Origin of the sequence: Pseudomonas sp. GM55 (genome assembly GCF_000282395.1) — a bacterium.
Classification (GTDB): domain Bacteria; phylum Pseudomonadota; class Gammaproteobacteria; order Pseudomonadales; family Pseudomonadaceae; genus Aquipseudomonas; species Aquipseudomonas fluorescens_CC.
On sequence record NZ_AKJJ01000095.1, the window covers coordinates 1 to 25,058 of the forward strand.

General features: G+C 60.8%; 23 protein-coding genes. 18 read left to right on the plus strand and 5 right to left on the minus strand.

Features of this window, described 5'->3' with window-relative positions:
• Positions 1-20 precede the first annotated feature (20 nt).
• Positions 21-713 carry a tellurite resistance TerB family protein gene (locus PMI31_RS22545; RefSeq protein ID WP_008021011.1) on the minus strand — a complete coding sequence of 231 codons (693 nt, stop codon included), beginning with the start codon at positions 711-713 and terminating at the stop codon, positions 21-23.
• 203 nt (positions 714-916) lie between these two features.
• Here PMI31_RS22545 and PMI31_RS22550 point away from each other — a divergent pair, with 203 nt between their 5' ends.
• The 17 genes from PMI31_RS22550 (at position 917) to PMI31_RS22630 (ending at position 20,894) form a co-directional block, all read left to right on the plus strand.
• A complete protein-coding gene (locus PMI31_RS22550) occupies positions 917-1,831 on the plus strand; it encodes a LysR family transcriptional regulator (RefSeq protein ID WP_007975056.1) in 915 nt (304 codons plus the stop codon).
• Positions 1,832-1,936: 105 nt separating this feature from the next.
• Positions 1,937-3,436: a gamma-aminobutyraldehyde dehydrogenase gene (locus tag PMI31_RS22555; protein ID WP_008021013.1), complete on the plus strand. Its 1,500-nt coding sequence runs from the start codon at positions 1,937-1,939 to the stop codon at positions 3,434-3,436.
• 84 nt (positions 3,437-3,520) lie between these two features.
• Positions 3,521-4,672 (plus strand): putative ABC transporter substrate-binding protein YdcS, encoded by a 1,152-nt coding sequence (gene ydcS, locus PMI31_RS22560; RefSeq protein WP_008021015.1) that lies wholly within the window; start codon positions 3,521-3,523, stop codon positions 4,670-4,672.
• A gap of 248 nt (positions 4,673-4,920) precedes the next feature.
• Complete coding sequence (locus PMI31_RS22565; RefSeq protein WP_008021017.1) at positions 4,921-5,958, plus strand: ABC transporter ATP-binding protein; 1,038 nt, start codon at positions 4,921-4,923, stop codon at positions 5,956-5,958.
• Position 5,959: 1 nt separating this feature from the next.
• Positions 5,960-6,907 (plus strand): ABC transporter permease, encoded by a 948-nt coding sequence (locus PMI31_RS22570; protein ID WP_008021019.1) that lies wholly within the window; start codon positions 5,960-5,962, stop codon positions 6,905-6,907.
• Positions 6,897-7,706, plus strand: a complete 810-nt coding sequence (locus PMI31_RS22575; RefSeq protein ID WP_008021020.1) for an ABC transporter permease — start codon at positions 6,897-6,899, stop codon at positions 7,704-7,706. The genes PMI31_RS22570 and PMI31_RS22575 overlap by 11 nt, the downstream gene beginning before the upstream one ends.
• 160 nt (positions 7,707-7,866) lie before the next feature.
• Positions 7,867-9,291 carry a gamma-aminobutyraldehyde dehydrogenase gene (locus PMI31_RS22580; protein WP_008021022.1) on the plus strand — a complete coding sequence of 475 codons (1,425 nt, stop codon included), beginning with the start codon at positions 7,867-7,869 and terminating at the stop codon, positions 9,289-9,291.
• 260 nt (positions 9,292-9,551) lie between these two features.
• Positions 9,552-11,036 (plus strand): APC family permease, encoded by a 1,485-nt coding sequence (locus PMI31_RS22585; protein ID WP_008021024.1) that lies wholly within the window; start codon positions 9,552-9,554, stop codon positions 11,034-11,036.
• Between the two features lie 197 nt (positions 11,037-11,233).
• Positions 11,234-11,482, plus strand: a complete 249-nt coding sequence (locus tag PMI31_RS22590) for a CopG family ribbon-helix-helix protein (protein WP_008021026.1) — start codon at positions 11,234-11,236, stop codon at positions 11,480-11,482.
• Positions 11,460-11,750, plus strand: coding sequence for a type II toxin-antitoxin system RelE/ParE family toxin (locus tag PMI31_RS30290; protein WP_081500341.1), 291 nt, complete (start codon positions 11,460-11,462; stop codon positions 11,748-11,750). The genes PMI31_RS22590 and PMI31_RS30290 overlap by 23 nt, the downstream gene beginning before the upstream one ends.
• Positions 11,751-12,200: 450 nt before the next feature.
• Entirely contained in the window at positions 12,201-13,826 is a 1,626-nt protein-coding gene (locus PMI31_RS22600) for a glucan biosynthesis protein D (RefSeq protein ID WP_008021029.1), read from the plus strand.
• Positions 13,827-14,103: 277 nt separating this feature from the next.
• Complete coding sequence (locus tag PMI31_RS22605) at positions 14,104-15,018, plus strand: glutamate/aspartate ABC transporter substrate-binding protein (protein ID WP_008021031.1); 915 nt, start codon at positions 14,104-14,106, stop codon at positions 15,016-15,018.
• A 352-nt stretch (positions 15,019-15,370) separates the two neighbouring features.
• Entirely contained in the window at positions 15,371-16,117 is a 747-nt protein-coding gene (locus tag PMI31_RS22610) for an amino acid ABC transporter permease (protein ID WP_008021032.1), read from the plus strand.
• Positions 16,117-16,788 (plus strand): amino acid ABC transporter permease, encoded by a 672-nt coding sequence (locus PMI31_RS22615; protein WP_043302578.1) that lies wholly within the window; start codon positions 16,117-16,119, stop codon positions 16,786-16,788. Before PMI31_RS22610 ends, PMI31_RS22615 begins: the two co-directional genes overlap by 1 nt.
• Positions 16,785-17,519, plus strand: coding sequence for an amino acid ABC transporter ATP-binding protein (locus tag PMI31_RS22620; RefSeq protein WP_008021036.1), 735 nt, complete (start codon positions 16,785-16,787; stop codon positions 17,517-17,519). The genes PMI31_RS22615 and PMI31_RS22620 overlap by 4 nt, the downstream gene beginning before the upstream one ends.
• A 148-nt stretch (positions 17,520-17,667) precedes the next feature.
• Entirely contained in the window at positions 17,668-19,569 is a 1,902-nt protein-coding gene (locus PMI31_RS22625) for a sensor histidine kinase (protein WP_008021038.1), read from the plus strand.
• Positions 19,566-20,894, plus strand: a complete 1,329-nt coding sequence (locus PMI31_RS22630; RefSeq protein ID WP_008021039.1) for a sigma-54-dependent transcriptional regulator — start codon at positions 19,566-19,568, stop codon at positions 20,892-20,894. Before PMI31_RS22625 ends, PMI31_RS22630 begins: the two co-directional genes overlap by 4 nt.
• 114 nt (positions 20,895-21,008) lie before the next feature.
• On the opposite strand, the gene PMI31_RS22635 is transcribed toward PMI31_RS22630, so the two are convergent.
• Positions 21,009-22,043 carry an alpha/beta fold hydrolase gene (locus PMI31_RS22635; protein WP_008021040.1) on the minus strand — a complete coding sequence of 345 codons (1,035 nt, stop codon included), beginning with the start codon at positions 22,041-22,043 and terminating at the stop codon, positions 21,009-21,011.
• 214 nt (positions 22,044-22,257) lie between these two features.
• On the opposite strand from PMI31_RS22635, the gene metR reads away from it, so the two are divergent.
• Entirely contained in the window at positions 22,258-23,175 is a 918-nt protein-coding gene (gene metR, locus PMI31_RS22640) for a transcriptional regulator MetR (protein ID WP_008021042.1), read from the plus strand.
• 130 nt (positions 23,176-23,305) lie between these two features.
• Here the strand turns inward: metR and PMI31_RS22645 are convergent, their stop codons facing one another.
• The 3 genes from PMI31_RS22645 to PMI31_RS22655 are packed head-to-tail and all read right to left on the minus strand — an operon-like array spanning position 23,306 to position 24,902.
• Positions 23,306-23,803: a GNAT family N-acetyltransferase gene (locus PMI31_RS22645; protein WP_008021043.1), complete on the minus strand. Its 498-nt coding sequence runs from the start codon at positions 23,801-23,803 to the stop codon at positions 23,306-23,308.
• Between the two features lie 2 nt (positions 23,804-23,805).
• Positions 23,806-24,444 (minus strand): LysE family translocator, encoded by a 639-nt coding sequence (locus tag PMI31_RS22650; protein WP_008021045.1) that lies wholly within the window; start codon positions 24,442-24,444, stop codon positions 23,806-23,808.
• 23 nt (positions 24,445-24,467) lie between these two features.
• Positions 24,468-24,902, minus strand: coding sequence for an NUDIX hydrolase (locus PMI31_RS22655; RefSeq protein ID WP_008021046.1), 435 nt, complete (start codon positions 24,900-24,902; stop codon positions 24,468-24,470).
• Positions 24,903-25,058: the final 156 nt, after the last annotated feature.

Here is a 25,058-nt window from a genome sequence, read left to right on the forward strand (position 1 = left end):
GCAAGCCCGCTCCTACAGGTTTACAGGGAAGCCTGGCGAACCTGCTTCTCCAGCTCCGCTTTCAACCCCGGCTCCAGCTTGAGCTGCCGCGCCAGCTCGTCGAGATAGGCCTTCTCCATGAAGTTTTCCTCGTCCACCATCATCACGCTGGCGATGTACATCTCGGCGGCGATTTCCGGGGAGCGGGCGGCGCGGGCGACATCGCTCGGGTCCAGCGGCTTGTTGAGCTCGGCGTGCAGCCAGTGTTGCAGCTCCTGATCGCTGTCGAGCCGGCTGAATTCACCTTCGATCAAGGCACGCTCACGCTCATCGACATGACCGTCAGCCTTGGCCGCAGCCACCAGCGCCTTGAGAATCGCCTGACTGTGCAACTCGACTTGCGCGGCGGGTACCCGGTCCAGGGTTTGTGGCTCCGTAGCGGCTGTACCGCCCTGCTGCGACTGCCAGTTGCCGTAGGCTTTATAGGCCAGCACGCCCAACGCGGCGAGACCGCCGTAGACCGCGACCTTGCCCCCGACTTTACGGGCCTTTTTACTGCCGAGCAGCAAGCCCATGGCGCCTGCCGCCAATGCCCCGCCGCTCGCGCCGGAGAGCAGACTACCAAGGGCACCTGTGCCCGTGCTCGCGCCCTTTTGCTGCGAGCCACCGGCCTTGTTCTGCAACAGGTCCTGGCCGGACTTGAGTAGTTGATCGAGCAATCCACGGGTGTTCATTCGCCGCCTCCACAAGACGTTTAACCTGAAACCAAGGCCACCAGCCTAGATCGAAAGTGCGCGATGGCTGCTCGCAAGAGTGCTTCGAGATGTTGCTCAAACCTTTCTGCCTGCCGCTTGAGGCTGGGGGCATAAAGCGGCCTTTCAAAAAAAAGATATACACTCTCGCCAATCGATAAAAACAGCCCACCGGGTGCTTCCCCATGATGACCTTGCGCCAGATCCGCCATTTCATTGCCGTGGCCGAGACCGGCTCGATCTCGGCCGCCGCGCAAACCGCGTTCATTTCCCAGTCGACCCTGACCCTGGCCATCCAGCAACTGGAAGAAGAAATCGGCGTCAGCCTGTTCAGCCGCCACGCCAAGGGCATGACCCTGACCCACCAGGGGCATCAATTCCTGCGTCAGGCGCACTTGATCCTGGCCACTGTGGACAACGCCAAGCGCAGCCTGCAACAGAGCACTGATCAGGTTGCCGGGCAATTGATCGTCGGCGTGACCAGCCTGGTGGCCGGTTATTACCTGGCGGACTTGCTCACCCGTTTCCAGCGCGCCTATCCCAATGTGGAAATCCGCGTGATGGAAGATGAGCGCCCGTACATCGAGCACTTGCTGGTCAGCGGCGAGATCGATGTCGGCGTGCTGATCCTCTCCAACCTCGAAGACCGCCACGCCCTGCAGACCGAAGTGCTGACCCACTCGCCGCACCGGCTCTGGCTGCCAGCCCAACACCCGCTGCTGGAGCACGACAGCATCAACCTCGCCGACGTCGCCCGCGAGCCATTGATTCAACTGAACGTCGATGAAATGGACCGCAACGCCCAGCGCATGTGGTCCGCCGCCTCGCTGCAACCGCGCATCACCCTGCGTACGGCCTCGACCGAAGCCGTGCGCAGCCTGGTGGCCGCCGGGTTGGGGGTGTCGATCCAGCCCGACATGACTTATCGCCCGTGGTCACTGGAGGGCGACATCATTGAAGCCCGGCCGATTGCCGACCTCAGCCAGACCCTCGATGTCGGCCTGGCCTGGCGTCGCGGCACGGCGCGGCCGGCGCTGGTGGACCCGTTCCTCACGGTCGCCCGCGAACAACCCCACGGCGGGCGCAAGCCATCTATTTAATCGAATGCCACCTTCAGTATTTAGTATTTGTTGTCCTCGGGGCCGCGCACTAGTCTTGTGACATCTAATAAAGACAGGCGGCCCCCGGTCACAGGGAGCGCTGCCATGTCTACACAAGAAGCCACACAAGAAAAGAGAACCCGAAAAATGGCTGGTGCGCAGACCCCGTTGTTCACCGCATTGTTGATCGATGGTGAATTAGTCGCCGGTCAAGGCTGCGTCGAGCCGATTATCAACCCCGCCACCGGTGAAATCCTGACCCGGATCGCCGAAGCCAGCACCGAGCAGGTCGAAACCGCGATCCTCGCCGCCCATCGTGCCTTTGCCGGTTGGTCACGCACCACACCGCAGCAGCGTTCGAACCTGTTGCTGGACATCGCCAACACCATCGAAAAAAATGCCGACCTGCTGGCCCGCCTCGAATCCATGAACTGCGGCAAACCGTTGCACCTGGCCCGTCAGGATGACCTGAATGCCACGATCGACGTGTTCCGTTTCTTCGCCGGTGCCGTGCGCTGCCAGACAGGGCAGCTCAGCGGCGAATACCTGCCGGGCTACACCAGCATGGTGCGCCGCGATCCGATAGGCGTGGTCGCCTCCATCGCGCCGTGGAACTACCCGATCATGATGGCCGCGTGGAAAATCGCCCCGGCCCTCGCCGCCGGCAACACGCTGGTGTTCAAGCCGTCGGAGCACACGCCGCTGTCGATCCTGGCCCTGGCACCGGCGCTGGCCGAGATTCTGCCACGGGGTGTGATCAACATCGTTTGCGGTGGCGGTGAAGGCGTCGGCAGCCATTTGGTCAGCCATCCAAAGGTCCGCATGGTGTCGCTGACCGGCGATATCGTCACCGGGCAAAAAATCCTCCAGGCCGCCTCGAAAACGCTCAAACGTACCCACCTCGAACTCGGCGGCAAGGCTCCGGTGATCGTGTGCAACGATGCCGACATTCAGGCTGTGGTCGAGGGCGTGCGTACTTACGGCTATTACAACGCCGGCCAGGACTGCACCGCCGCTTGCCGCATCTACGCTCAGGCCGGGATTCATGACCGTTTGGTGGCCGAGCTCGGCGCGGCCGTCGGCAGCCTGCGCTTCGCCGGTAAACGCGACGCCGACAACGAAATCGGCCCGCTGATCAGCACCCGCCAGCGTGACCGTGTGGCCAGTTTTGTCGAGCGCGCCCTCGGCCAGCCACACATCGAGCGGGTCACCGGTGCAGCCGTGCATTCCGGCGCTGGGTTCTATTACCAGCCGACCCTGTTGGCCGGTTGCAAGCAAGGTGACGAAATCGTCCAGCGCGAAGTGTTCGGTCCGGTGGTCACCGTGACCCGTTTCGATGAACTGGAACAAGCGGTGGACTGGGCCAACGATTCGGAATACGGCCTGGCCTCGTCGGTCTGGACCCAGAACCTCGACAAGGCCATGCAGGTCGCAGCGCGCCTGCAGTACGGCTGCACCTGGATCAACAGCCATTTCATGCTGGTCAGCGAAATGCCCCATGGTGGCCTGAAGCGTTCGGGCTACGGCAAAGACCTGTCCAGCGATTCGCTTCAGGACTACAGCGTGGTGCGACACATCATGGCCCGCCACGGCGAGCATCTCTGACTAAGCTGATAACAAGGCACCAACGGCCTGCTTCACCACGTTCAAAACACTGCCCCGACCATAATTAAAGAAGAGGGAATTCCAATGTTCGTGCACAAGACCGCACTGCTCAGTGCAATCACCACCGCGCTGCTGGCCAGTGCCAGCGTCCAGGCCGCCGAGCCGCTCAAAGCTGTCGGGGCGGGCGAAGGCCAACTGGATATTGTGGCCTGGCCTGGCTACATCGAACGTGGCGAGAGCGACAAGGCCTACGACTGGGTGACCGGTTTCGAGAAGGAAACCGGCTGCAAGGTCAACGTCAAGACCGCGGCCACCTCCGATGAAATGGTCAGCCTGATGGCCAAGGGTGGTTACGATCTGGTGACGGCGTCGGGCGACGCCTCCCTGCGCCTGATCGTCGGCAAGCGTGTGCAGCCGATCAACACCGCGTTGATCCCGAACTGGAAAAACCTCGACCCGCGCCTCAAGGACGGACCGTGGTACGTGGTCAACAAGCAGACCTACGGCACCCCGTATCAGTGGGGCCCGAACGTGTTGATGTACAACACCAACGTATTCAAGACCGCACCCACCACCTGGGGCGTGCTGTTCAATGCGGAAAACCTGCCGGACGGCAAGCCGAACAAGGGCCGCGTGCAGGCCTATGACGGCCCGATCTACATCGCCGACGCGGCGCTGTACCTGAAGTCCGCCAAGCCGGAACTGGGCATCCAGAACCCCTACGAACTGACCGAGGCGCAATACAAGGCCGTGCTCGACCTGTTGCGTGCCCAGCAGCCATTGATCCATCGCTACTGGCATGACACCACTGTGCAAATGAGCGACTTCAAGAACGAAGGTGTGGTCGCAGGCAGCTCCTGGCCATATCAGGTCAACGGCCTGGTGAACGACAAACAACCGATCGCTTCGACCATCCCGAAAGAAGGCGCCACCGGGTGGGCCGACACCACCATGATGCACGCCGAGGCCAAGCACCCGAACTGCGCCTACAAGTGGATGGACTGGTCGCTGCAACCGAAAGTCCAGGGTGATGTCGCGGCGTGGTTCGGCTCGTTGCCAGCGGTTCCGGCGGCGTGCAAGGAGAGCGAATTGCTTGGCGCCGAAGGCTGCAAGACCAACGGTTTCGACAATTTCGACAAGATCGCCTTCTGGAAAACCCCGCAGGCTGAAGGCGGCAAGTTCGTGCCGTACAGCCGCTGGACCCAGGATTACATCGCGATCATGGGCGGCCGCTAAAAGTCATTCCGGTAGCTGCTGCGCGTCGATTATTCGCGCCCGGGCAGTGCTCGCCTCCTCACGTACTGACGTACGCTCCGGGGGCTGTGCGCTGGCCGGACACGACTAATCGCCGCTCGCGACGCTCCCGAAACGACTTTTCCACAACCCAAGCCTTGTCAGAAGCACAACGGTTTACGGAATAACTGTTTTTCAGAAGTCCAGGCAGGGCCGCTGCGACGGCCTTCGCCTTTTTGGAGCACCGCGCCATGACACTTGCAGTCCAGTTCACCAACGTTTCCCGTCAATTCGGCGAAGTGAAAGCTGTTGACCGGGTTTCCATCGACATTCAGGACGGCGAGTTCTTCTCCATGCTGGGACCTTCCGGTTCGGGCAAAACCACCTGTTTGCGCCTGATCGCCGGGTTTGAACAACCGAGCGCAGGTTCCATCCGTATTCATGGCGCTGAAGCCGCCGGGCTGCCGCCCTACCAGCGTGACGTGAACACCGTGTTCCAGGACTACGCGCTGTTCCCGCACATGAACGTTCGCGACAACGTCGCCTACGGGCTGAAAGTCAAAGGCGTCGGCAAAGTCGAACGCCAGAAGCGCGCCGAAGAAACCCTCGACATGGTCGCCCTCGGTGGCTACGGCGACCGCAAGCCGGTGCAACTGTCTGGCGGCCAGCGCCAGCGTGTGGCCCTGGCCCGCGCCCTGGTCAACCGTCCACGGGTGCTGCTGCTCGACGAACCCCTCGGCGCCCTCGACCTGAAACTGCGCGAGCAAATGCAGGGCGAACTGAAAAAGCTGCAACGCCAGCTCGGCATCACCTTCATCTTCGTCACCCATGACCAGACTGAAGCGCTGTCGATGTCCGATCGCGTGGCAGTGTTCAACAAGGGGCGCATCGAACAGGTCGACAGCCCGCGCAACCTGTACATGAAACCGGCCACCACCTTCGTGGCGGAATTCGTTGGCACCTCCAACGTGATTCGCGGCGACCTGGCCCGGCAGTTGAGCGGCAACCCGCAGCCATTCTCGATTCGTCCGGAACACGTGCGATTCGCCGACGGCCCGCTGGCCAGCCACGAAATCGAAGTCACTGGCCTGCTCCACGATATCCAGTATCAGGGCAGCGCCACCCGCTACGAGCTGAAACTGGAAAACGGCCAGACCCTGAACATCAGCAAGGCCAACAACCAGTGGCTGGACACCAGCGCGCAACACCAGACCGGGCAACGCATCAGCGCACGCTGGGCGCGCGAGGCAATGATTCCGTTGCACGATACCGTTGCAGGCGGGGTGTGAGATGAACACCGTGGCTATCCCTCAATCTCCGGCCAGCGGCTCGCTGCTGCGCAGGTTTTCCAACCTGCTGTATCGCCGGCCGAATTTTTACCTGTCGCTACTGCTGGTACCGCCGCTGCTGTGGTTCGGCGCGATCTACCTGGGTTCATTGCTGGTCCTGCTGTGGCAAGGTTTCTACACCTTCGACGACTTCACCATGGCGGTCACCCCTGACCTGACCCTGGCCAACTTTACCGCGCTGTTCCAGCCGTCGAACTTCGACATCATCCTGCGCACCCTGGGCATGGCGATTGTCGTGTCGATTGCCAGTGCCATCGTCGCGTTCCCGATTGCCTATTACATGGCGCGCTACACCACGGGCAAGACCAAGGCGTTTTTCTACATTGCGGTGATGATGCCGATGTGGGCCAGTTACATCGTCAAGGCGTACGCCTGGACGCTGCTGCTGGCCAAGGGCGGCGTGGCGCAGTGGTTCGTGCAGCACCTGGGGCTGGAACCGCTCCTGCAATGGGTGATGGGCATTCCGGGCTTTGGCGGCAGCACCTTGTCGACCTCGCACCTGGGCCGCTTCATGGTGTTCGTCTACATCTGGCTGCCGTTCATGATCCTGCCGATCCAGGCCTCGCTGGAGCGCCTGCCGCCCTCGCTGCTGCAAGCCTCCGCCGACCTCGGTGCCAGGCCTGGCCAGACCTTCATGCAAGTGATTCTGCCGCTGTCGATCCCGGGCATTGCCGCCGGCTCCATCTTCACCTTCTCGCTGACCCTGGGTGACTTCATCGTGCCGCAACTGGTCGGCCCGCCCGGCTACTTCGTCGGCAGCATGGTGTACGCCCAGCAAGGTGCCATCGGCAACATGCCAATGGCCGCCGCCTTCACCCTGGTGCCGATCGTGCTGATCGCCATCTACCTGTCCATCGTCAAACGACTGGGGGCCTTCGATGCACTCTGAGAAAGCTTCTATTGGCCTGCGCATCGCAGCCTGGGGCGGGTTGATGTTCCTGCACTTCCCGATCCTGATCATCTTTCTGTACGCCTTCAACACCGAAGACGCGGCGTTCAGCTTTCCACCCAAGGGCTTCACCCTGAAGTGGTTCAGCGTGGCGTTTTCGCGACCGGACGTGCTCGAAGCGATCAAGCTGTCGTTGCAGATCGCCTCGATTGCCACCCTGATCGCCATGGTCCTCGGCACCCTGGCCTCGGCCGCGTTGTACCGCCGGGACTTTTTCGGCAAGCAAGGCATCTCGCTGATGCTGATCCTGCCGATTGCCTTGCCGGGGATCATCACCGGGATCGCGTTGCTGGCGACGTTCAAGACGCTGGGGATCGAACCGGGGATGTTTACTATCATCGTCGGTCACGCGACCTTCTGTGTGGTGATTGTCTACAACAACGTCATCGCCCGCCTGCGCCGTACTTCACACAGCCTGATCGAAGCCTCGATGGACCTCGGCGCCGACGGCTGGCAGACCTTCCGCTACATCATCCTGCCGAACCTCGGCTCGGCGTTGCTGGCTGGCGGCATGCTGGCGTTTGCCCTGTCGTTCGACGAAATCATTGTCACCACCTTCACTGCCGGCCATGAACGCACCCTGCCGCTGTGGCTGCTCAACCAGCTCAGCCGACCACGGGACGTGCCGGTAACCAACGTCGTGGCGATGCTGGTGATGCTGGTGACCATGCTGCCGATCCTCGGCGCCTATTACCTGACCCGTGGCGGTGAGAGCGTTGCGGGGAGTGGCGGGAAATAAATCAAGAATAGACAACCACATCCCCTGTGGGAGCGGGCTTGCCCGCGATGACTGACTGACATTCAACACATGTGTCGACTGTAAGGCCGCTATCGCGGGCAAGCCCGCTCCCACAGGGGCCGGTTTCAAAACAAGATCTGCTTTGAAGAGGACAAATGCCATGCAAACCAAACTCTTGATCAACGGCCAACTGCTCGACGGCGAAGGCCCCGCCCAACCCGTATTCAACCCGGCGCTGGGTAGTGTGCTGGTGGAAATCAACGAAGCCAGCGAAGCCCAGGTCGATACCGCCGTGCGCGCCGCCGACGCCGCGTTCGACAGCTGGTCGCAAACCACGCCGAAAGAGCGTTCGCTGCTGCTGCTCAAGCTCGCCGATGCCATCGAAGCCCATGGCGAAGAGCTGGCCAAACTGGAGTCGGACAACTGCGGCAAGCCTTACAGCGCCGCGCTGAACGACGAGATCCCGGCCATTGCCGACGTGTTCCGCTTCTTCGCCGGCGCCAGCCGCTGCATGAGCGGTTCGGCCGGTGGCGAGTATCTGCCGGGTCACACCTCGATGATCCGCCGCGACCCGGTGGGCGTGATCGCCTCCATCGCGCCGTGGAACTACCCATTGATGATGGTCGCCTGGAAAATCGCCCCGGCCCTGGCCGCCGGTAATACCGTGGTGCTCAAACCGTCGGAACAGACTCCGCTGACGGCCCTGCGCCTGGCCGAACTGGCGTCGGATATCTTCCCGGCCGGTGTACTCAACCTGGTATTCGGCCGTGGTCCTACCGTCGGCAGCCCGCTGGTCACTCACCCGAAAGTGCGCATGGTCTCGCTGACTGGTTCGATTGCCACCGGTTCGAACATCATTTCCAGCACCGCCGACACCGTCAAACGCATGCACATGGAACTGGGCGGCAAAGCCCCGGTGATCATCTTCGACGACGCCGACATCGATGCCGCCGTCGAGGGCATCCGCACCTTCGGTTTCTACAACGCCGGCCAGGACTGCACCGCTGCCTGCCGTATCTATGCCCAGGCAGGCATCTACGAGAAGTTCGTCGAGAAACTCGGCGCCGCCGTCAGCAGTATCAAGTACGGCTTGCAGGATGATCCGTCGACCGAACTCGGCCCGCTGATCACCGCGCAACATCGTGACCGTGTCGCCGGTTTCGTCGAACGCGCCGTGGCCCAGCCGCACATTCGTCTGATCACCGGTGGTAAAGCGGTGGAAGGCAATGGCTTCTTCTTCGAACCCACCGTGCTGGCCGATGCGCAGCAGGATGACGAAATCGTCCGTCGCGAAGTGTTCGGGCCAGTGGTGTCGGTAACCAGATTCACCGATGAAGCACAAGTGCTGGGCTGGGCCAACGATTCGGACTACGGCCTGGCCTCTTCCATATGGACCGCCGATGTCGGCCGCGCCCATCGCCTGTCGGCCCGTTTGCATTACGGCTGCACCTGGGTCAACACGCACTTCATGCTGGTCAGCGAAATGCCTCACGGCGGTCAGAAACTGTCCGGTTATGGCAAGGACATGTCCATGTACGGACTGGAGGACTACAGCGTCGTGCGGCATGTGATGTTCAAGCATTAGTAGGAGCAAGCTTGCTCGCGATGGACGTCAACGATGACGCGGGAAACCTGACGCCCCGCGGTGTCCTCAGGTTTTTCGCGAGCAAGCTCGCTCCTACAGCGAATGGGTCACCTCGGTTTCAAGGCAGAAACCGGCAATACGCACCACCAGGCTCCACCCCAAAGAAGACAAAACAATAACCACCGATCCTGGCGGTGCCCTCAAGGCCCCGCCACGGTTTCGGACATCCGAAATCTGCCGATTTTCCGGAGAAAATACACATGAGTGCATCACCCGATCTCTCAGCAGCCGTTGCCGACAGCGATGCCGAGCAGCTACGCAAACTGGGCTATACCTCCAACTTCAATCGCAGCATGAGCCTGTGGGAAAACTTCGCCCTGGGCTTCACTTATCTGTCCCCGGTCGTCGGGGTTTATACCCTGTTCGGCCTTTGCCTTGCTGCAGGTGGGCCACCGATGTTCTGGGCCTATCTGCTGGTCGGCTGTGGCCAATTGCTGGTGTGCCTGATCTTCGGCGAAGTGGTATCGCAGTTCCCGATTTCCGGCGGCGTGTACCCATGGGCCCGCCGTCTGGTGGGCAAGCGCTGGGCGTGGATGGTCGGCTGGATCTACTCCATCGCCCTGTGCGTCACCATCGCGGCGGTTGCCGTGGGTGCCGGTCCGTACCTCGCCGCCATGATGGGCTTCGAACCGAGCAACAACACCAACATCATCATCGCCCTGTTCCTGACACTGTTCGCCACCCTGGTCAACCTCAGCGGCACCAAGGTGCTGGCGCGGATCGCCATGTTCGGCTTCCTGTGCGAACTGGTCGGCGCGGTCATCGTTGGCGTTTACCTGCTGATTTTCGAGCGTCATCAATCGATCAGCGTGTTGTTCAACACCTTCGATATCAGCGTCGACGGCTCGTACCTGCCGGCGTTCCTCACCGCTTCGCTGGCGGGGATGTTCCTGTACTACGGCTTCGAGGCCTGCGGTGATGTGGCTGAAGAAACCCCGAACCCGAGCAAGCAGATCCCGGTGGCCATGCGCATGACCATCTACATCGGCGGCATCGCGGCAATGTTCGCCTGCCTGGCGCTGATCCTGGCCGTGCCGGACATGCAAGCGGTGATCAACGGCACCGACAAGGACCCGGTCACCACCATCCTCAACAACGCGTTTGGATCAGTCGGTTCGAAAGTGGTGATGGGTGTGGTGATGATTTCCTTCATCTCCTGCGTGATCAGCCTGCAAGCAGCGGCCAGCCGTCTGCTGTATTCCTACGCCCGTGATGAAATGGTCATCGGCAGCCGACTACTGAAGAAGATTTCCCCTACGACTCAGGTGCCAGTTGCCGCGCTGTTCGTGTCCGGCGTCCTGCCGGCACTGATCATCATCCTCGGCTTCTTCCTGCAAGACGCGGTGGCCACCATCGTCAGCTTCGCGGCCATCGGCATCTACCTGGCGTTCCAGATGATCGTGCTCGCGGCCCTGTACGCCCGCATGAAGGGCTGGAAACCGAGCGGCAAATTCAGCCTCGGCGCCTGGGGTTGGGCAGTGAACATCGGCGCGCTGGTCTATGGTGTCGGCGCCATCATCAACATGGCCTGGCCACGTACGCCGGATGCCGCGTGGTACATCAATTACGCAATGGTGCTGAGTACCGCCATCGTGATTGGTTTGGGCTTGCTCTACATGTGGATCGCCAAGCCGTATGACCACGGCACGGCGCCTGCGGGGGATGCGTGGAAGGTTAGTCGCTGACCGCGTTTGCCCCGGTACTGAAGAGTGCCGGGGCAACCAGAGCAATCCAATCATTTCGCAACATTTTCCTCCCGTCTCGCGCCAGTATCTCCAGCTAGAGTTTCGTCACGAATGCACGCTGCATCGGTTGACGAATCTGACGGTAAAGCCTAGGGTGTTTACGTTGTTTACAGCGTATACACCTTAGGAGAGCCATCATGGCCTCACCCGTTTTGTCTTTTCGCGTCGAAGAACAATTGGCACAGCAGCTGGATTTACTGGCTGCGGCCACCGACAGAGATCGTCAGTACCACCTCAAGCGTGCATTGGTTCGATATGTGGAAGCCGAGTCCTGGCATCTGCAAGCCATCAGTGAAGGCATCGCCGATGCCGACGCGGGGAAACTCACCGATCTGGATGCCGTGAAGGCTAAGTGGGCAAAACGTGCCGAGCGTAGTACTGACTGAAAAAGCCGATAGCGATCTCGATACCATCCACGAACACTACCGAAAGGTAGTTGGCGCACAAGCTGCTCTCGAAATCATTTCCACGATTTTGCAATCCTTTGAACGATTGGAACAGTTTCCCGGCTCGGGCAGGCCTTCAGGCATGCCCGATGTCCGAGAGCTGGTGCTTGGCCGTTTTCCCTTTATCGCCCCTTACCGATTTTCCCAAGGCCAGGTACAAGTTCTGCGTGTACTGCATCAGCGATCCGAGCGTTCTCAGGACTGGTAGATGAGGACATCCAGTCATGGCGGGTGCCCCATTGTTCAAAACCGCGAAACACGCCTCATCGCGTCCACCAGATACCTCATTGCCCTCCCCTTTTTCAGCAGCCGATTCGTGCCGACTGAACCGCACCGGCCTTTCGGGCATAGACCGGTCATGCACACAGAATAGAAATAATCCGGACGCTGAAAAGCGGTTATTAGAGTAATTATTCGAAAAAGGCAGAAATACCCTTCACATCAGAAACCACTGTCGGAATTGTTTCCCGACATGTCTTGTTTCATTGCCGAGACGGCGCAGTGCCATCAATCAATTTTGCTCTGCAATCGAACGGTTTAAGCTATCCGGCATCTGTTTCAACGTCCGTTGCGTTTGGCCGAAGGCATGTCCGAACCGATATTTCTGATCCAGCACGTGCCAGGAACGGCGCGGGATTGTTCACGACAGGTTGTATTTATGCACCGCAGGAACTTGCTCAAAGCCTCCATGGCCATTGCGGCTTACACCGGCTTGTCCGCCACGGGTCTGTTGGCGGCCCAGGCCTGGGCCGCCAACGCCGGCACCGCTGATGGCGAGGCCACCGCGTTCGACTTCGAAGCGCTGAAAATCCAGGCCAGACAGCTCGCCAGCAATCGCTACCAGGACACCAAGCAACAGTTGCCGCCGACCCTGGCGACCATGACGCCGCAGAACTTCAACGCGATCCGCTACGACGCCAACCACTCTTTGTGGAATGACCTGAACGGTCAGCTGGATGTGCAGTTTTTCCACGTCGGCATGGGGTTCAAGCAACCGGTGCGCATGTACAGCGTCGACCCCAGGACTCGCCAGGCGCGTGAAGTGCATTTCCGCCCATCGCTGTTCAACTATGAACACACCACGGTCGACACCGCGCAGCTCAAGGGCGACCTGGGATTCTCCGGCTTCAAGTTGTTCAAGGCCCCGGAACTGGACAAGCACGATGTCGTGTCTTTCCTTGGCGCCAGTTACTTCCGTGCGGTGGATGCCACCGGCCAGTACGGCTTGTCGGCCCGCGGCCTGGCCATCGATACCTACGCCAAAAAACGTGAAGAATTCCCTGACTTCACCAAGTTCTGGTTCGAGACGCCGGACAAGGACAGCACCCGCTTCGTGGTCTACGCCCTGCTCGACTCGCCGAGCGCCACCGGTGCCTACCGCTTCGATATCGACTGCCAGGCCGAGCGCGTGGTGATGGAGGTCGACGCCCACATCAACGCTCGCACCGCCATCGACCAATTGGGCATCGCGCCGATGACCAGCATGTTCAGCTGCGGTACCCACGAACGCCGGATGTGCGACACCATTCACCCGCAAATCCACGACTCCGATCGCCTGGCCATGTGGCGTGGCAACGGCGAGTGGATCTGCCGCCCGCTGAATAACCCGGCGACCCTGCAATTCAATGCTTTCGCCGACAAGGACCCGAAAGGTTTCGGCCTGGTACAGACCGACCACGAGTTCGCCAGCTATCAGGACACTGTCGACTGGTACAGCCGCCCGAGCCTGTGGGTCGAACCGACCACCGCATGGGGCGAAGGCTCGGTCGACCTGCTGGAAATCCCCACCACCGGCGAAACCATGGACAACATCGTCGCCTTCTGGACCCCGAAGAAACCGGTGGCTGCCGGCGATTCGCTGAACTACGGCTACAAGCTCTACTGGAGCGCATTGCCGCCGGTCGGCACACCGCTGGCGCGGGTCCACGCCACCCGCTCCGGGATGGGCGGTTTCACCGAAGGCTGGGCGCCGGGCGAACATTACCCGCCAGTCTGGGCCCGTCGTTTCGCCGTGGACTTCACCGGCGGCGGTCTGGACCGCTTGCCAGAGGGCGCGGGCATCGAGCCGGTGGTCACTTGCTCGAACGGCGAGGTCAAGGATTTCAGCGTACTCAAGCTGGATGACATCAAGGGCTACCGCATCCTGTTTGACTGGTACCCGACCAATGACAGCACTGACCCTGTCGAGCTGCGGCTGTTCATCCGCACCAATGACCGCACGCTGAGTGAGACCTGGTTGTACCAGTACTTCCCGCCAGCGCCCGACAAGCGCAAATACACCTGATGACCGGGTAGCACCCCGCCACCATTCGGTTTTCCGAACGCGACCTGACGGTCGGTTCGGTTAACCGGATCACCTCACTGAAATTTCAGCGCAAAAAATATTTAATTTCTTTATAAATCAACACTTTGACTAATTCAGACTGGTCTGGCACGAGTCATGCTCTACACTTCTTCGACGAATGTCCTTTGCGCCCACTCATCGTAGCGCTCAGGTGTTTTGCAGCACAAAAGGGCCGATGAACTGGCTCCATAAAAAAAACAATGTCGAGGAAAATTTGATGCGCATCGTTCCCCACATCCTGGGCGCAGCCATTGCTGCCGCTCTGATCAGCACGCCAGTTTTCGCCGCCGAACTCACCGGCACCCTGAAGAAGATCAAAGAGTCCGGTGTCATCACCCTGGGCCATCGCGACGCTTCCATCCCGTTTTCCTACATTGCAGACGCTTCCGGCAAACCGGTCGGCTACTCCCACGACATTCAACTGAAAGTCGTCGAAGCGCTGAAAAAAGACCTCGACATGCCGAACCTCCAGGTCAAATACAACCTGGTGACCTCGCAAACCCGCATCCCGCTGGTGCAGAACGGCACCGTGGACCTCGAGTGCGGCTCCACCACCAACAACGTCGAGCGTCAGCAGCAAGTTGACTTCTCCGTCGGCATCTTCGAAATCGGTACTCGCCTGCTGTCCAAGGCTGACTCCAAGTACAAGGATTTCCCTGACCTGGCCGGCAAGAACGTTGTGACCACCGCCGGCACCACGTCCGAGCGCATCCTCAAGTCGATGAACGCCGACAAGCAGATGGGCATGAACGTCATCTCCGCCAAAGACCATGGCGAGTCCTTCCAGATGCTGGAAACCGGCCGTGCCGTGGCTTTCATGATGGACGACGCCCTGCTGGCGGGTGAAGCAGCCAAGGCCAAGAACGCGAAAGACTGGGCTGTAACCGGCACTCCACAGTCCTACGAAATCTACGGCTGCATGGTCCGCAAGGGCGACGAGCCGTTCAAGAAGGCTGTGGACGATGCCATCAAGGCCACCTACGCGTCGGGCGAGATCAACAAGATCTACGAAAAATGGTTCATGCAGCCAATCCCGCCAAAAGGCCTGAACCTGAACTTCCCGATGAGCAACGAGCTCAAGGCCCTGATCGCCAATCCGACCGACAAAGCGGCTGACGACAAGAAATCCTGATTTCTGACTAACCTTATCTCCTGACAGGGCCCAGCCCTTTCAGGAGATTGCATTCCCTGCTGGCATTTTCTGGAAACACTCGAACCGGTGGCTGTCGAGCCGTTCGCGTGTGCCTGATCGGAGTGGCCTGTACGGTTAGTTCGTTAGCTCAAATTCGGATGTCGGAAGTTCATATCCAAGGCGCTGTGACGAGTCATAGCTCGCTATGGCGAGGAACAGCAACGCAGGAGATGGACTTCCGGCGCCGAAGTTGACTAACAGAACTAACCACACAGGCCACCTGGATCGGGCGGGAACGGAGCTTCCCCCAAACGGGCATTTGTACATCGATCGAATCCGAGGGGAGACCCTAATGAATTACAACTGGGACTGGGGCGTGTTCTTCAAGTCCACCGGCGTGGGCAGCGAGACTTATTTCGACTGGTACCTGTCCGGTCTGGCCTGGACCATCGGCATCGCCATCGCGGCCTGGATCATCGCCCTGACACTGGGCTCGATCCTGGGCGTCATGCGCACTGTGCCGAACCGCATCGTATCGGGCATCGCCACCTGCTACGTCGAACTTTTCCGTAACGTGCCGCTGCTGGTTCAGCTGTTCATCTGGTACTTCCTGGTACCCGATCTGCTGCCTGCCGACCTGCAAGAGTGGTACAAGCAGGACCTGAACCCGACCACTTCGGCCTTCCTCAGCGTCGTGGTGTGCCTGGGCCTGTTCACCACCGCCCGGGTTTGCGAACAGGTACGCACCGGTATCCAGGCCCTGCCCAAAGGCCAGGAATCCGCTGCCCGCGCCATGGGTTTCAAGCTGCCACAGATCTACTGGAACGTGCTGCTGCCCCAGGCCTACCGGATCATCATTCCGCCGCTTACCTCGGAATTCCTGAACGTTTTCAAGAACACGTCCGTGGCCTCGCTGATCGGCCTGATGGAACTGCTGGCGCAGACCAAACAGACCGCCGAGTTTTCCGCGAACCTGTTCGAAGCCTTCACCCTGGCAACGCTGATCTACTTCACCCTGAACATGAGCCTGATGTTGCTGATGCGCCTGGTCGAGAAGAAAGTCGCTGTACCGGGCCTGATTTCCGTAGGGGGTAAATGATGGAATTCGACTTCTCGGGCATTATCCCGTCCCTGCCGGGCCTGTGGAACGGCATGGTCATGACCCTCAAGCTGATGATCATGGGCGTGGTCGGCGGGATCATCCTCGGCACGATCCTGGCCCTGATGCGCCTGTCCCACAGCAAACTGCTGTCGAACATCGCCGGCGCCTACGTCAACTACTTCCGCTCGATCCCGCTGCTGCTGGTCATCACCTGGTTCTACCTGGCGGTGCCGTTCGTGCTGCGCTGGATCACCGGCGAAGACACCCCGATCGGCGCGTTCGCCTCGTGCATCGTGGCCTTCATGATGTTTGAAGCGGCGTACTTCTGCGAAATCGTCCGCGCCGGCGTGCAGTCGATTCCCAAGGGCCAGATGGGCGCTGCCCAGGCACTGGGCATGACTTACGGCCAGATGATGCGCCTGATCATCCTGCCCCAGGCGTTTCGCAAGATGACTCCACTGTTGCTGCAACAGAGCATCATCCTGTTTCAGGACACCTCGCTGGTCTACGCCGTCGGCCTGGTGGACTTCCTCAATGCTTCACGCGCCAGTGGCGACATCATTGGCCGCTCCAATGAGTTCCTGGTCTTCGCGGGTCTCGTGTACTTCATCATCAGCTTTGCCGCCTCGCAGCTGGTCAAGCGTCTGCAAAAAAGGTTCGCCGTATGATCTCTATCAAAAGCATCAACAAGTGGTATGGGGACTTCCAGGTACTGACTGATTGCAGCACCGAGGTCAAAAAAGGCGAAGTGATCGTGGTGTGCGGGCCATCCGGTTCCGGCAAATCGACCCTGATCAAGTGCGTCAACGCACTGGAACCGTTCCAGAAAGGCGACATCGTGGTCGACGGCACCTCCATCGCCGACCCGAAGACCAACCTGCCGAAACTGCGTTCGCGCGTGGGCATGGTGTTCCAGCACTTCGAGTTGTTCCCGCACCTGACCATCACCGAAAACCTGACCATCGCGCAGATCAAGGTGCTGGGCCGCAGCAAGGAAGAAGCCACCAAGAAAGGCCTGCAACTGCTCGAGCGTGTCGGCCTATCGGCTCATGCGCACAAGCATCCTGGCCAACTGTCCGGTGGCCAGCAACAGCGTGTGGCGATTGCCCGGGCGCTGGCGATGGACCCGATCGTCATGCTGTTCGACGAACCGACCTCGGCGCTGGACCCGGAAATGGTCAACGAAGTGCTCGACGTGATGGTGCAACTGGCCCACGAAGGCATGACCATGATGTGCGTGACCCACGAAATGGGCTTCGCCCGTAAAGTCGCGGACCGGGTGATTTTCATGGACGCCGGCAAGATCATCGAAGACTGCCCGAAAGAGGAGTTCTTCGGCGACATCAACGCCCGCGCCGAGCGTACGCAGCACTTCCTCAACAAGATTCTGCAGCACTGATAAGCACATCGCTCCCTTGTAGGAGCCGGCTTGCTGGCGATCCAGACAACACGGTCTGTCTGACAGATCGCTTCGCCAGCAAGCCGGCTCCTACAGGAGGCACTGCAAATCTTGAGATTTGTGTTGTGGTTGACCCAAGGCATCTGTGATGAAATGCGACCCCAATCTTTATCGCGCAGCAATGCCATCACTCGCCGTGAAACCCCGTCTGGTTCGTCATTTGTTTCTGCCGCCGCTGATCATCGCAATGATGATCGGCCTGGGCTATATCGGCTTCTGGATCAGTGAGCACTATGGCATTCGCAGCCTTGGCGAGAACGGCCAGCGTCAGCTGGAACTGCACGCCCGTGCCGTCGAAAGCGAAATCAGCAAATACACCTACCTGCCCAGCCTGCTGGAACTCGAAACCAGCGTTTCGCAGTTGCTGGCCGACCCGACCCCGGAACACCGGCAAACGGTCAACGCTTACCTCGAAGGCCTGAACCGGCGCAGCCGCAGTCGGGCCATCTACGTGATGGACACCACCGGCCGCGTCATGGCCACCAGCAACTGGCGCGATGTCGACAGTTACCTGGGGGAAGACCTGTCCTTTCGCGCCTATTTCCAGAACGCCGTGCGCGGTCAGCCGGGGCGCTTCTACGGCATCGGCAGTACCAACGGCGAACCCGGTTACTACCTGGCCCATGGCCTGGAAGAACACGGCAAGATCATCGGTGTCGCGGTGGTCAAGGTACGCCTGGAAGCCATGGAAGAACGCTGGCAGAGGGCGCGCCTGGAAGCCTTCGTCAGCGACGAGAACGGCATCATCATTCTGTCCAGCGATCCGGCGCGACGCCTGAAATCAGTGGTGCCACTGAGCGAAGAAACCAAGGAAAAACTCGCCCGCAGCCTGCAGTACTACTGGTTCCCGCTCAACGAACTGCAACCGCTGGCCCGGGAAACCCTGTCCGAAGGCGTGGAAAAACTGACCTTTCCAGCCAACAGCGAACTGGCTTCCGACGAAGAAAACATCAGCTACCTGGCGCAGACCCGCCCCTTGAGCGATACCCCGTGGAACTTCACCCTGCTCACGCCGCTGCAGGACTTGCGCCGCGAAGCGATCAACCAGGGGATTCTGGTGGCCGTGGCGTTTGCCCTCCTGGCGTTCCTGCTGATCGCCTGGAACGAGCGTCGCAAGGTGATTGCCACCCGCCTCGCGGCCCGGGAAGCCTTGCAGGAAGCCAACAGTCAGCTGGAACGTCGGATTACCGAACGCACCACCGACCTGCGCGCCAGCAACGAACGACTCAAGGGGCAGATCCGCGAACGCCGGCTCGCCGAAGAGACTTTGCGCCGCGCCCAGGATGAACTGGTACAGGCCGGAAAACTCGCGGCCATCGGCCAGATGTCCACCAGCATCGCCCACGAACTGAACCAGCCGCTGGCGGCGCTGCGCACCTTGTCCGGCAATACCGTGCGCTTCCTCGAACGCGGCCAGCTCGACGTGGCCAGCACCAACCTCAAGACCATCAACGAACTGATCGACCGCATGGGCCGGATCACCGCCAGCCTGCGCTCATTCGCCCGGCGCGGGGACGACAAGGGCCAGGCTTGCCTCGGCAAAGCGGTGGACGCGGCCCTGCAATTGCTCGGCGGCCGGGTGGAAAACATTCATCTGCAATTGCACCGTGACTTCAGCGATGTGCAGGTGCAAATCGACCAGACCCGCCTGGAGCAGATTCTGGTCAATCTCATCGGCAACGCCCTGGATGCGATGCAAGCGCAGCCGCTGCCGGAGCTGTGGCTCGAAGGCGAGGTGTCCGAAGACAAGTACCGGCTGCGCGTGCGTGACAACGGCCATGGCATCGACGCCGAAGCGCGCAAGCACCTGTTCGAACCGTTCTTCACCACTAAACCCGGCGAACAGGGCCTGGGCCTTGGCCTGACCCTTTCCGCCAGCCTGGCCGCCGCCACCGGCGGTCACCTGGGTGTCGAGCACCCGTCCAGCGGTGGCACCGCATTCGTCCTCAGTTTACCGTTGGTAAGCCCCACTCCCGCCGAGCCAATATGAACAACGACCTTAGTGTATTGATCGTCGAAGACGACCCCCATGTGCTGCTCGGCTGCCAACAGGCGCTGACCCTGGAAGACATTCCCTGCATTGGCGTGGGCAGCGCCGAAGAAGCCCTGGAGCGGGTCGGCGACAACTTCGCCGGCATCGTCGTCAGCGACATTCGCCTGCCGGGCATCGATGGCCTGGAATTGCTGACCCGGCTCAAGGCCCGCGACCGCAGCCTGCCGGTGGTGCTGATCACCGGGCACGGCGACATCTCCATGGCCGTCGGTGCAATGCAGAAAGGCGCCTACGACTTCATGGAAAAGCCGTTCTCCCCCGAGCGCCTGGTAGATGTCGCCCGCCGCGCCCTGGAGCAACGCAGCCTAGCGCGGGAGGTGTCGTCGCTGCGTCGGCAACTGGCCGAGCGCGACTCCCTGGAAGGGCGGATCATCGGACGCTCGCCGGCCATGCAGAACCTGCGGGAGCTGATCGCCAACGTCGCCGACACCTCGGCCAACGTGCTGATCGAAGGCGAAACCGGCACCGGCAAGGAGTTGGTTGCGCGCTGCCTGCATGATTTCAGTCGGCGGCACACCCGGCAGTTCGTCGCCCTGAACTGCGGCGGCCTGCCGGAGAACCTCTTCGAAAGCGAAATTTTCGGCCACGAGGCCAACGCCTTTACCGGCGCGGGTAAACGGCGGATCGGCAAGATCGAACACGCCGACGGCGGCACGCTGTTCCTCGACGAAGTGGAAAGCATGCCCCTGCCCTTGCAGATCAAACTGCTGCGGGTGTTGCAGGAACGCACCCTCGAACGCCTCGGTTCGAACCAGAGCGTGGCGGTGGATTGCCGCGTCATCGCGGCGACCAAATCTGACCTCGTCGAGTCGAGCAAGGCCGGCGAATTCCGCAGTGACCTGTATTACCGACTCAACGTGGTGACCCTGGAACTGCCGCCACTGCGCGAGCGCCGCGAGGATATCCTGCAACTGTTCGAACACTTTTTGCAGCAGTCGTCCCTGCGCTTCGATCGCATCGCGCCGGAACTGGACAACCAGACCGTTTCGAACCTGATGAGCCACGACTGGCCGGGCAACGTGCGTGAACTGCGCAACGTAGCCGAGCGCTTTGCCCTGGGCTTGCCGGCGTTCAAGAAAACCGGTGCCGGCGGCGGCAATCAGGGCCTGGCCTTTGCCGAAGCGGTGGAAGCGTTCGAGCGCAACCTGCTCAGCGATGCCTTGCAACGCAGCGGCGGCAACCTGACCCAGGCCAGCCAGGAACTGGGCATGGCCAAGACCACACTGTTCGACAAAGTGAAAAAGTACGGCCTGAGCCATTAGGGGCTTGCTCAAAGCGACCCTGCGCCTGCTCGCGATGGCGCCGGGTCAGTCGATATCATCGTTGGCTGAAACACCGCAATCGCGAGCAAGCTCGCTCCTACAGATGATCGTGGGTTAGAGGAGATTGCGATCGGCCACCGGTTCGATCTGCGCCCAGTGCGAAGTGTCTTCACGATGAGCCCGCAAATACGGCAACACCGCCGCCAGTAACGGTGCCTTGAATGCCTCCTGGAATCGATGGGCCAGCCCCGGAATCAGGATCAACTGACTGCCACGCAGATGCGCCGCCAGATGCACGCCGTGCATCACTGGTAATAGCGGATCGGCCGTGCCATGCACCACCAGTGCCGGGACCCGCAGCTGGTTGAGCAGCGCCACCCGGCTCGGCTCGGCGAGGATGGCCATGATCTGGCGTTTCACGCCTTCGGGATTGAACGCCCGATCATAAGACAGCGCCGCCTGATGCAGCAGAGCCTGACGATCGTCGCTGACCATCGGGCTGCCCAATGCCGCCAGCAGGTCGGCCTGTTGCTCCAGCGCCACTTCGCGGTTCGGTGCGCCACGACGGGCAAGCAGTTGCACAAGCGCGGCACTCGGTGCCGGCAAGCCTTCGGCGCCTGAGGAGGTCATGATCAGGGTCAGGCTCTCGACCCGTTGCGGTGCCATGGCCGCCATGTGCTGGGCGATCATCCCGCCCATGCTGGCGCCTAACACGTGGAATTGGTCGATGTGCAAGGCGTCCATCAAACCCAGGCCATCGTCGGCCATGTCAGTCAGCGAGTACGGTGACGACACCGGCAATCCGAGTTTGTAGCGCAGCACTTCAAAGGTCAGGTTGGCTTCGGCCGGTGCTTGCCGCCAGGTCGACAGGCCGACATCGCGATTGTCATAGCGGATCACCCGGAACCCCTGCTGGCACAGGGCAACCACCACTTCGTCCGGCCAGTGAATCAATTGCCCGCCCAGGCCCATCACCAACAGCAATGCCGGATCCGACGCACGGCCGACGCTCTGGTACGCCAGGCTTACCTGGGCCAGATCCACCCGCTCGGTCGGAACGTTGACGTCACAACGCGAAGCCGCCAGGGACGGCAGGCCGAACACCAGCGCGGCCAAAAATACGATTCGTGAAAGAAATGCAGCACCCATGGAAAAACACCAAAACGCAGAACCCCAGTAGAGCGCGAGTCTGATGAAGTTTGTTCAAGCGCGCTGCCACAGTTCCATGACAGTTTGATGAAGAGTGCCGGGCGGTCAAATACATGCCTCTTCAAAAAACGGGCGTTGAGGTCGACAGACACCAAAACATGAGACAAACTCAACGTTTTCGAATTTTCCACAAGTTTTACTCATGGAGCCACCGGTGCTTGAAATCCGTCACCTCAAGACCCTGCACGCCTTGCGCGAAGCCGACAGCCTGGTGGACGCGGCCGACCGCCTGCACCTGACGCAGTCGGCCCTGTCCCACCAGTTCAAGGAACTGGAAGAGCGCATGGGCATGCCGCTGTTCGTGCGCAAGACCAAACCGGTGCGTTTCACCAGCGCCGGTTTGCGCCTGCTGCAACTGGCGGACGCCACCTTGCCACTGCTGCGCGCCGCCGAGCGCGACATCAGTCGTCTGGCCGGTGGCACCGCCGGGCGCTTGCACATGGCCATCGAATGCCACAGTTGCTTCCAGTGGCTGATGCCGACCATCGACCAGTTCCGTGATGCCTGGCCGGAAGTCGAGCTGGACCTGGCTTCGGGTTTCTCCTTTGCGCCGCTGCCGGCGTTGGCCCGTGGCGACCTGGACCTGGTGGTGACCTCCGACCCGGTGGATCTTGCCGGGATCACCTATGTACCGCTGTTCACCTATGAAGCGATGCTGGCGGTGGCCAACCAGCACCGCTTGGCCGGCAAGGCCTACATCGTTCCCGAGGACTTGCTGCCGGAAACCCTGATCACCTACCCGGTGGAGCGGGACCGGCTGGACATCTTCACCCGCTTCCTTGAACCCGCCGACATCGAACCGGCCCAGGTGCGCACCTCGGAACTGACGGTGATGATGATGCAGTTGGTGGCAAGCGGTCGCGGCGTGTGTGGCATGCCCCATTGGGCGCTGCACGAGTACAGTTCCCGGGGCTATGTGAAGGCCAAGCGATTGGGTGAAAAGGGCTTGTTTGCGACACTGTATGCGGCGATCCGGGCCGACATGCTGGACGCGCCGTACATGCGCGACTTTTTGCTGACGGCCAAGGACACTTCGTTCTCGACGCTGGACGGGGTTAGCGCGGTTCGCTAGAACACCAACCAGCTGTAGGAGCGAGCTCGCTCGCGATGGTCATCAACGATAACACTGGAAGCCTGACACCCCGTGTCGCTTTCAGGTTTATCGCGAGCGAGCTCGCTCCTACAAGGGATCTATGTGATGGTTAGATCTCACGCCACATGTGGATCTTGTCGAAGTAATCCTCGCCCACCCGCACCGCCATCGGCTCCAGGCCGAACTGGACGAAGCCGCAGCGCTGGTACAGGTTGAATGCGGCATCGTTGCCGGCGGTGACGGTCAATTTGATCAATCGCAGTTCCTGATGGGAGCGCGCTTCGGCCAGAACAGCCTGTACCAAATGAAAACCGAGCCCACGCTGGCGCACGTTGGCGGACACATACATGCCAAACAGCGTCGCCTTGTGCCGGACCTTTTCCCTAGGTTCGAACGCCAGCCCGACAATGCCCGCCAACTTGCCCTCCTCGAACGCACCGAACACCACATCGAGCTTGCCGGTCAGGCGCGACTCCCACCAACCCAAAGGCATCGCCGCCCGCTCGCGCACACTCGAGGTGAAGGCCTGCGGATGCAGCTCGTAGGCTTCGAGCATCAGCGCCCGATAGTCCAGGGCATGGCTGGCATCCAGTCGCTCGATCCACATGCTCAGGCCATCCGTTTTTGCTCAAGCATCAGTCGCAGTGCCAGCCCCGACAATACGAAGCCCATGAAATAGCGCTGCATCGCCAGCCAGGTCGGATTGTTGACGAACCACGAGGCGATGCCCGCGGCAAACATGGCGATCATCAGGTTGACGCTAAAACTGACGCTGATCTGGGTCAGGCCGAGGATGATGCTCTGGCTGAACACCGAGCCGTGTTCCGGCGTGATGAACTGCGGAAACACCGACAGATAGAACACCGCGATCTTCGGGTTCAGGGCACTGGTCAGAAAGCCCATGGTGATCAGTTTGCGTGACGAGTCCGGGGGTAACTGCAGTGCCTCGAACGGCGAGCGCGCACCGGGTTTGACCGCCTGCCAGGCTAGCCACAGCAGATACAGCGCACCGGCCCACTTCAACACCTCATAGGCCATCGGCACCGCCAGGAACACCGCCGTCAAACCGGCGGCCGCAGCAAACAGGTGCACGAAGAATCCGGCGACCACCCCAAGCAACGAGATCACCCCGGCCTTGCGACCCTGGCAGATCGAACGGGAGATCAGGTAGATCATGTTCGGCCCCGGCGTCAGCACCATCAGCAACGCGGCGGCGGCAAAAATCAGCAAGTCTTGAAGCGGGATCATGGGCGAAGTCCTTTGCGTAATGATCAGGCGATCGCGGTCAGCGATGCTCGATAAAACGGCAGGATCAGGTCCCGTGTCAATGGCGCCAGACTGACATTGCCATCGGTGGCCGGGTCGATCCAGAGCACTTCTTCGATCTCCGCCGCCGGGGTGACATCGCAATGAACACTCAGCTGAAAGAGTTCGGCGTGTACGACAAACCCCGGCTCGTTGGCGGCCGGTGCCGAGAAGTGACCAAGGTAAACGGCCTGCGCCGGGTCGATGTCCAGACCCAGCTCTTCTTCCAGCTCCCGGGCCAGGGCGTGAACCGGTAGTTCATGGGGCTCGATCTTGCCGCCCGGTTGCATGAAGGCCTGGGTACCGCGCTTGCGCACCAGCAGGGTTCGACCGTCAGGGCCGATCAACAGGGCGGCGGCGATGTGGATAAGTCCAGCGGGCTGGGCAGAAAACGTCGTCATGAACAAAGGCCTTTGACTCAAAAGCTGCAAGGATCACATGTCCGCCCTGTAGGAGCGAGCTCGCTCGCGATGGTCGTGAACGAAAACGCGTAAAACCAGATGCCCATCGGCGCTCTCAGGTTTATCGCGAGCAAGCTCGCTCCTACAGTTCCTTTA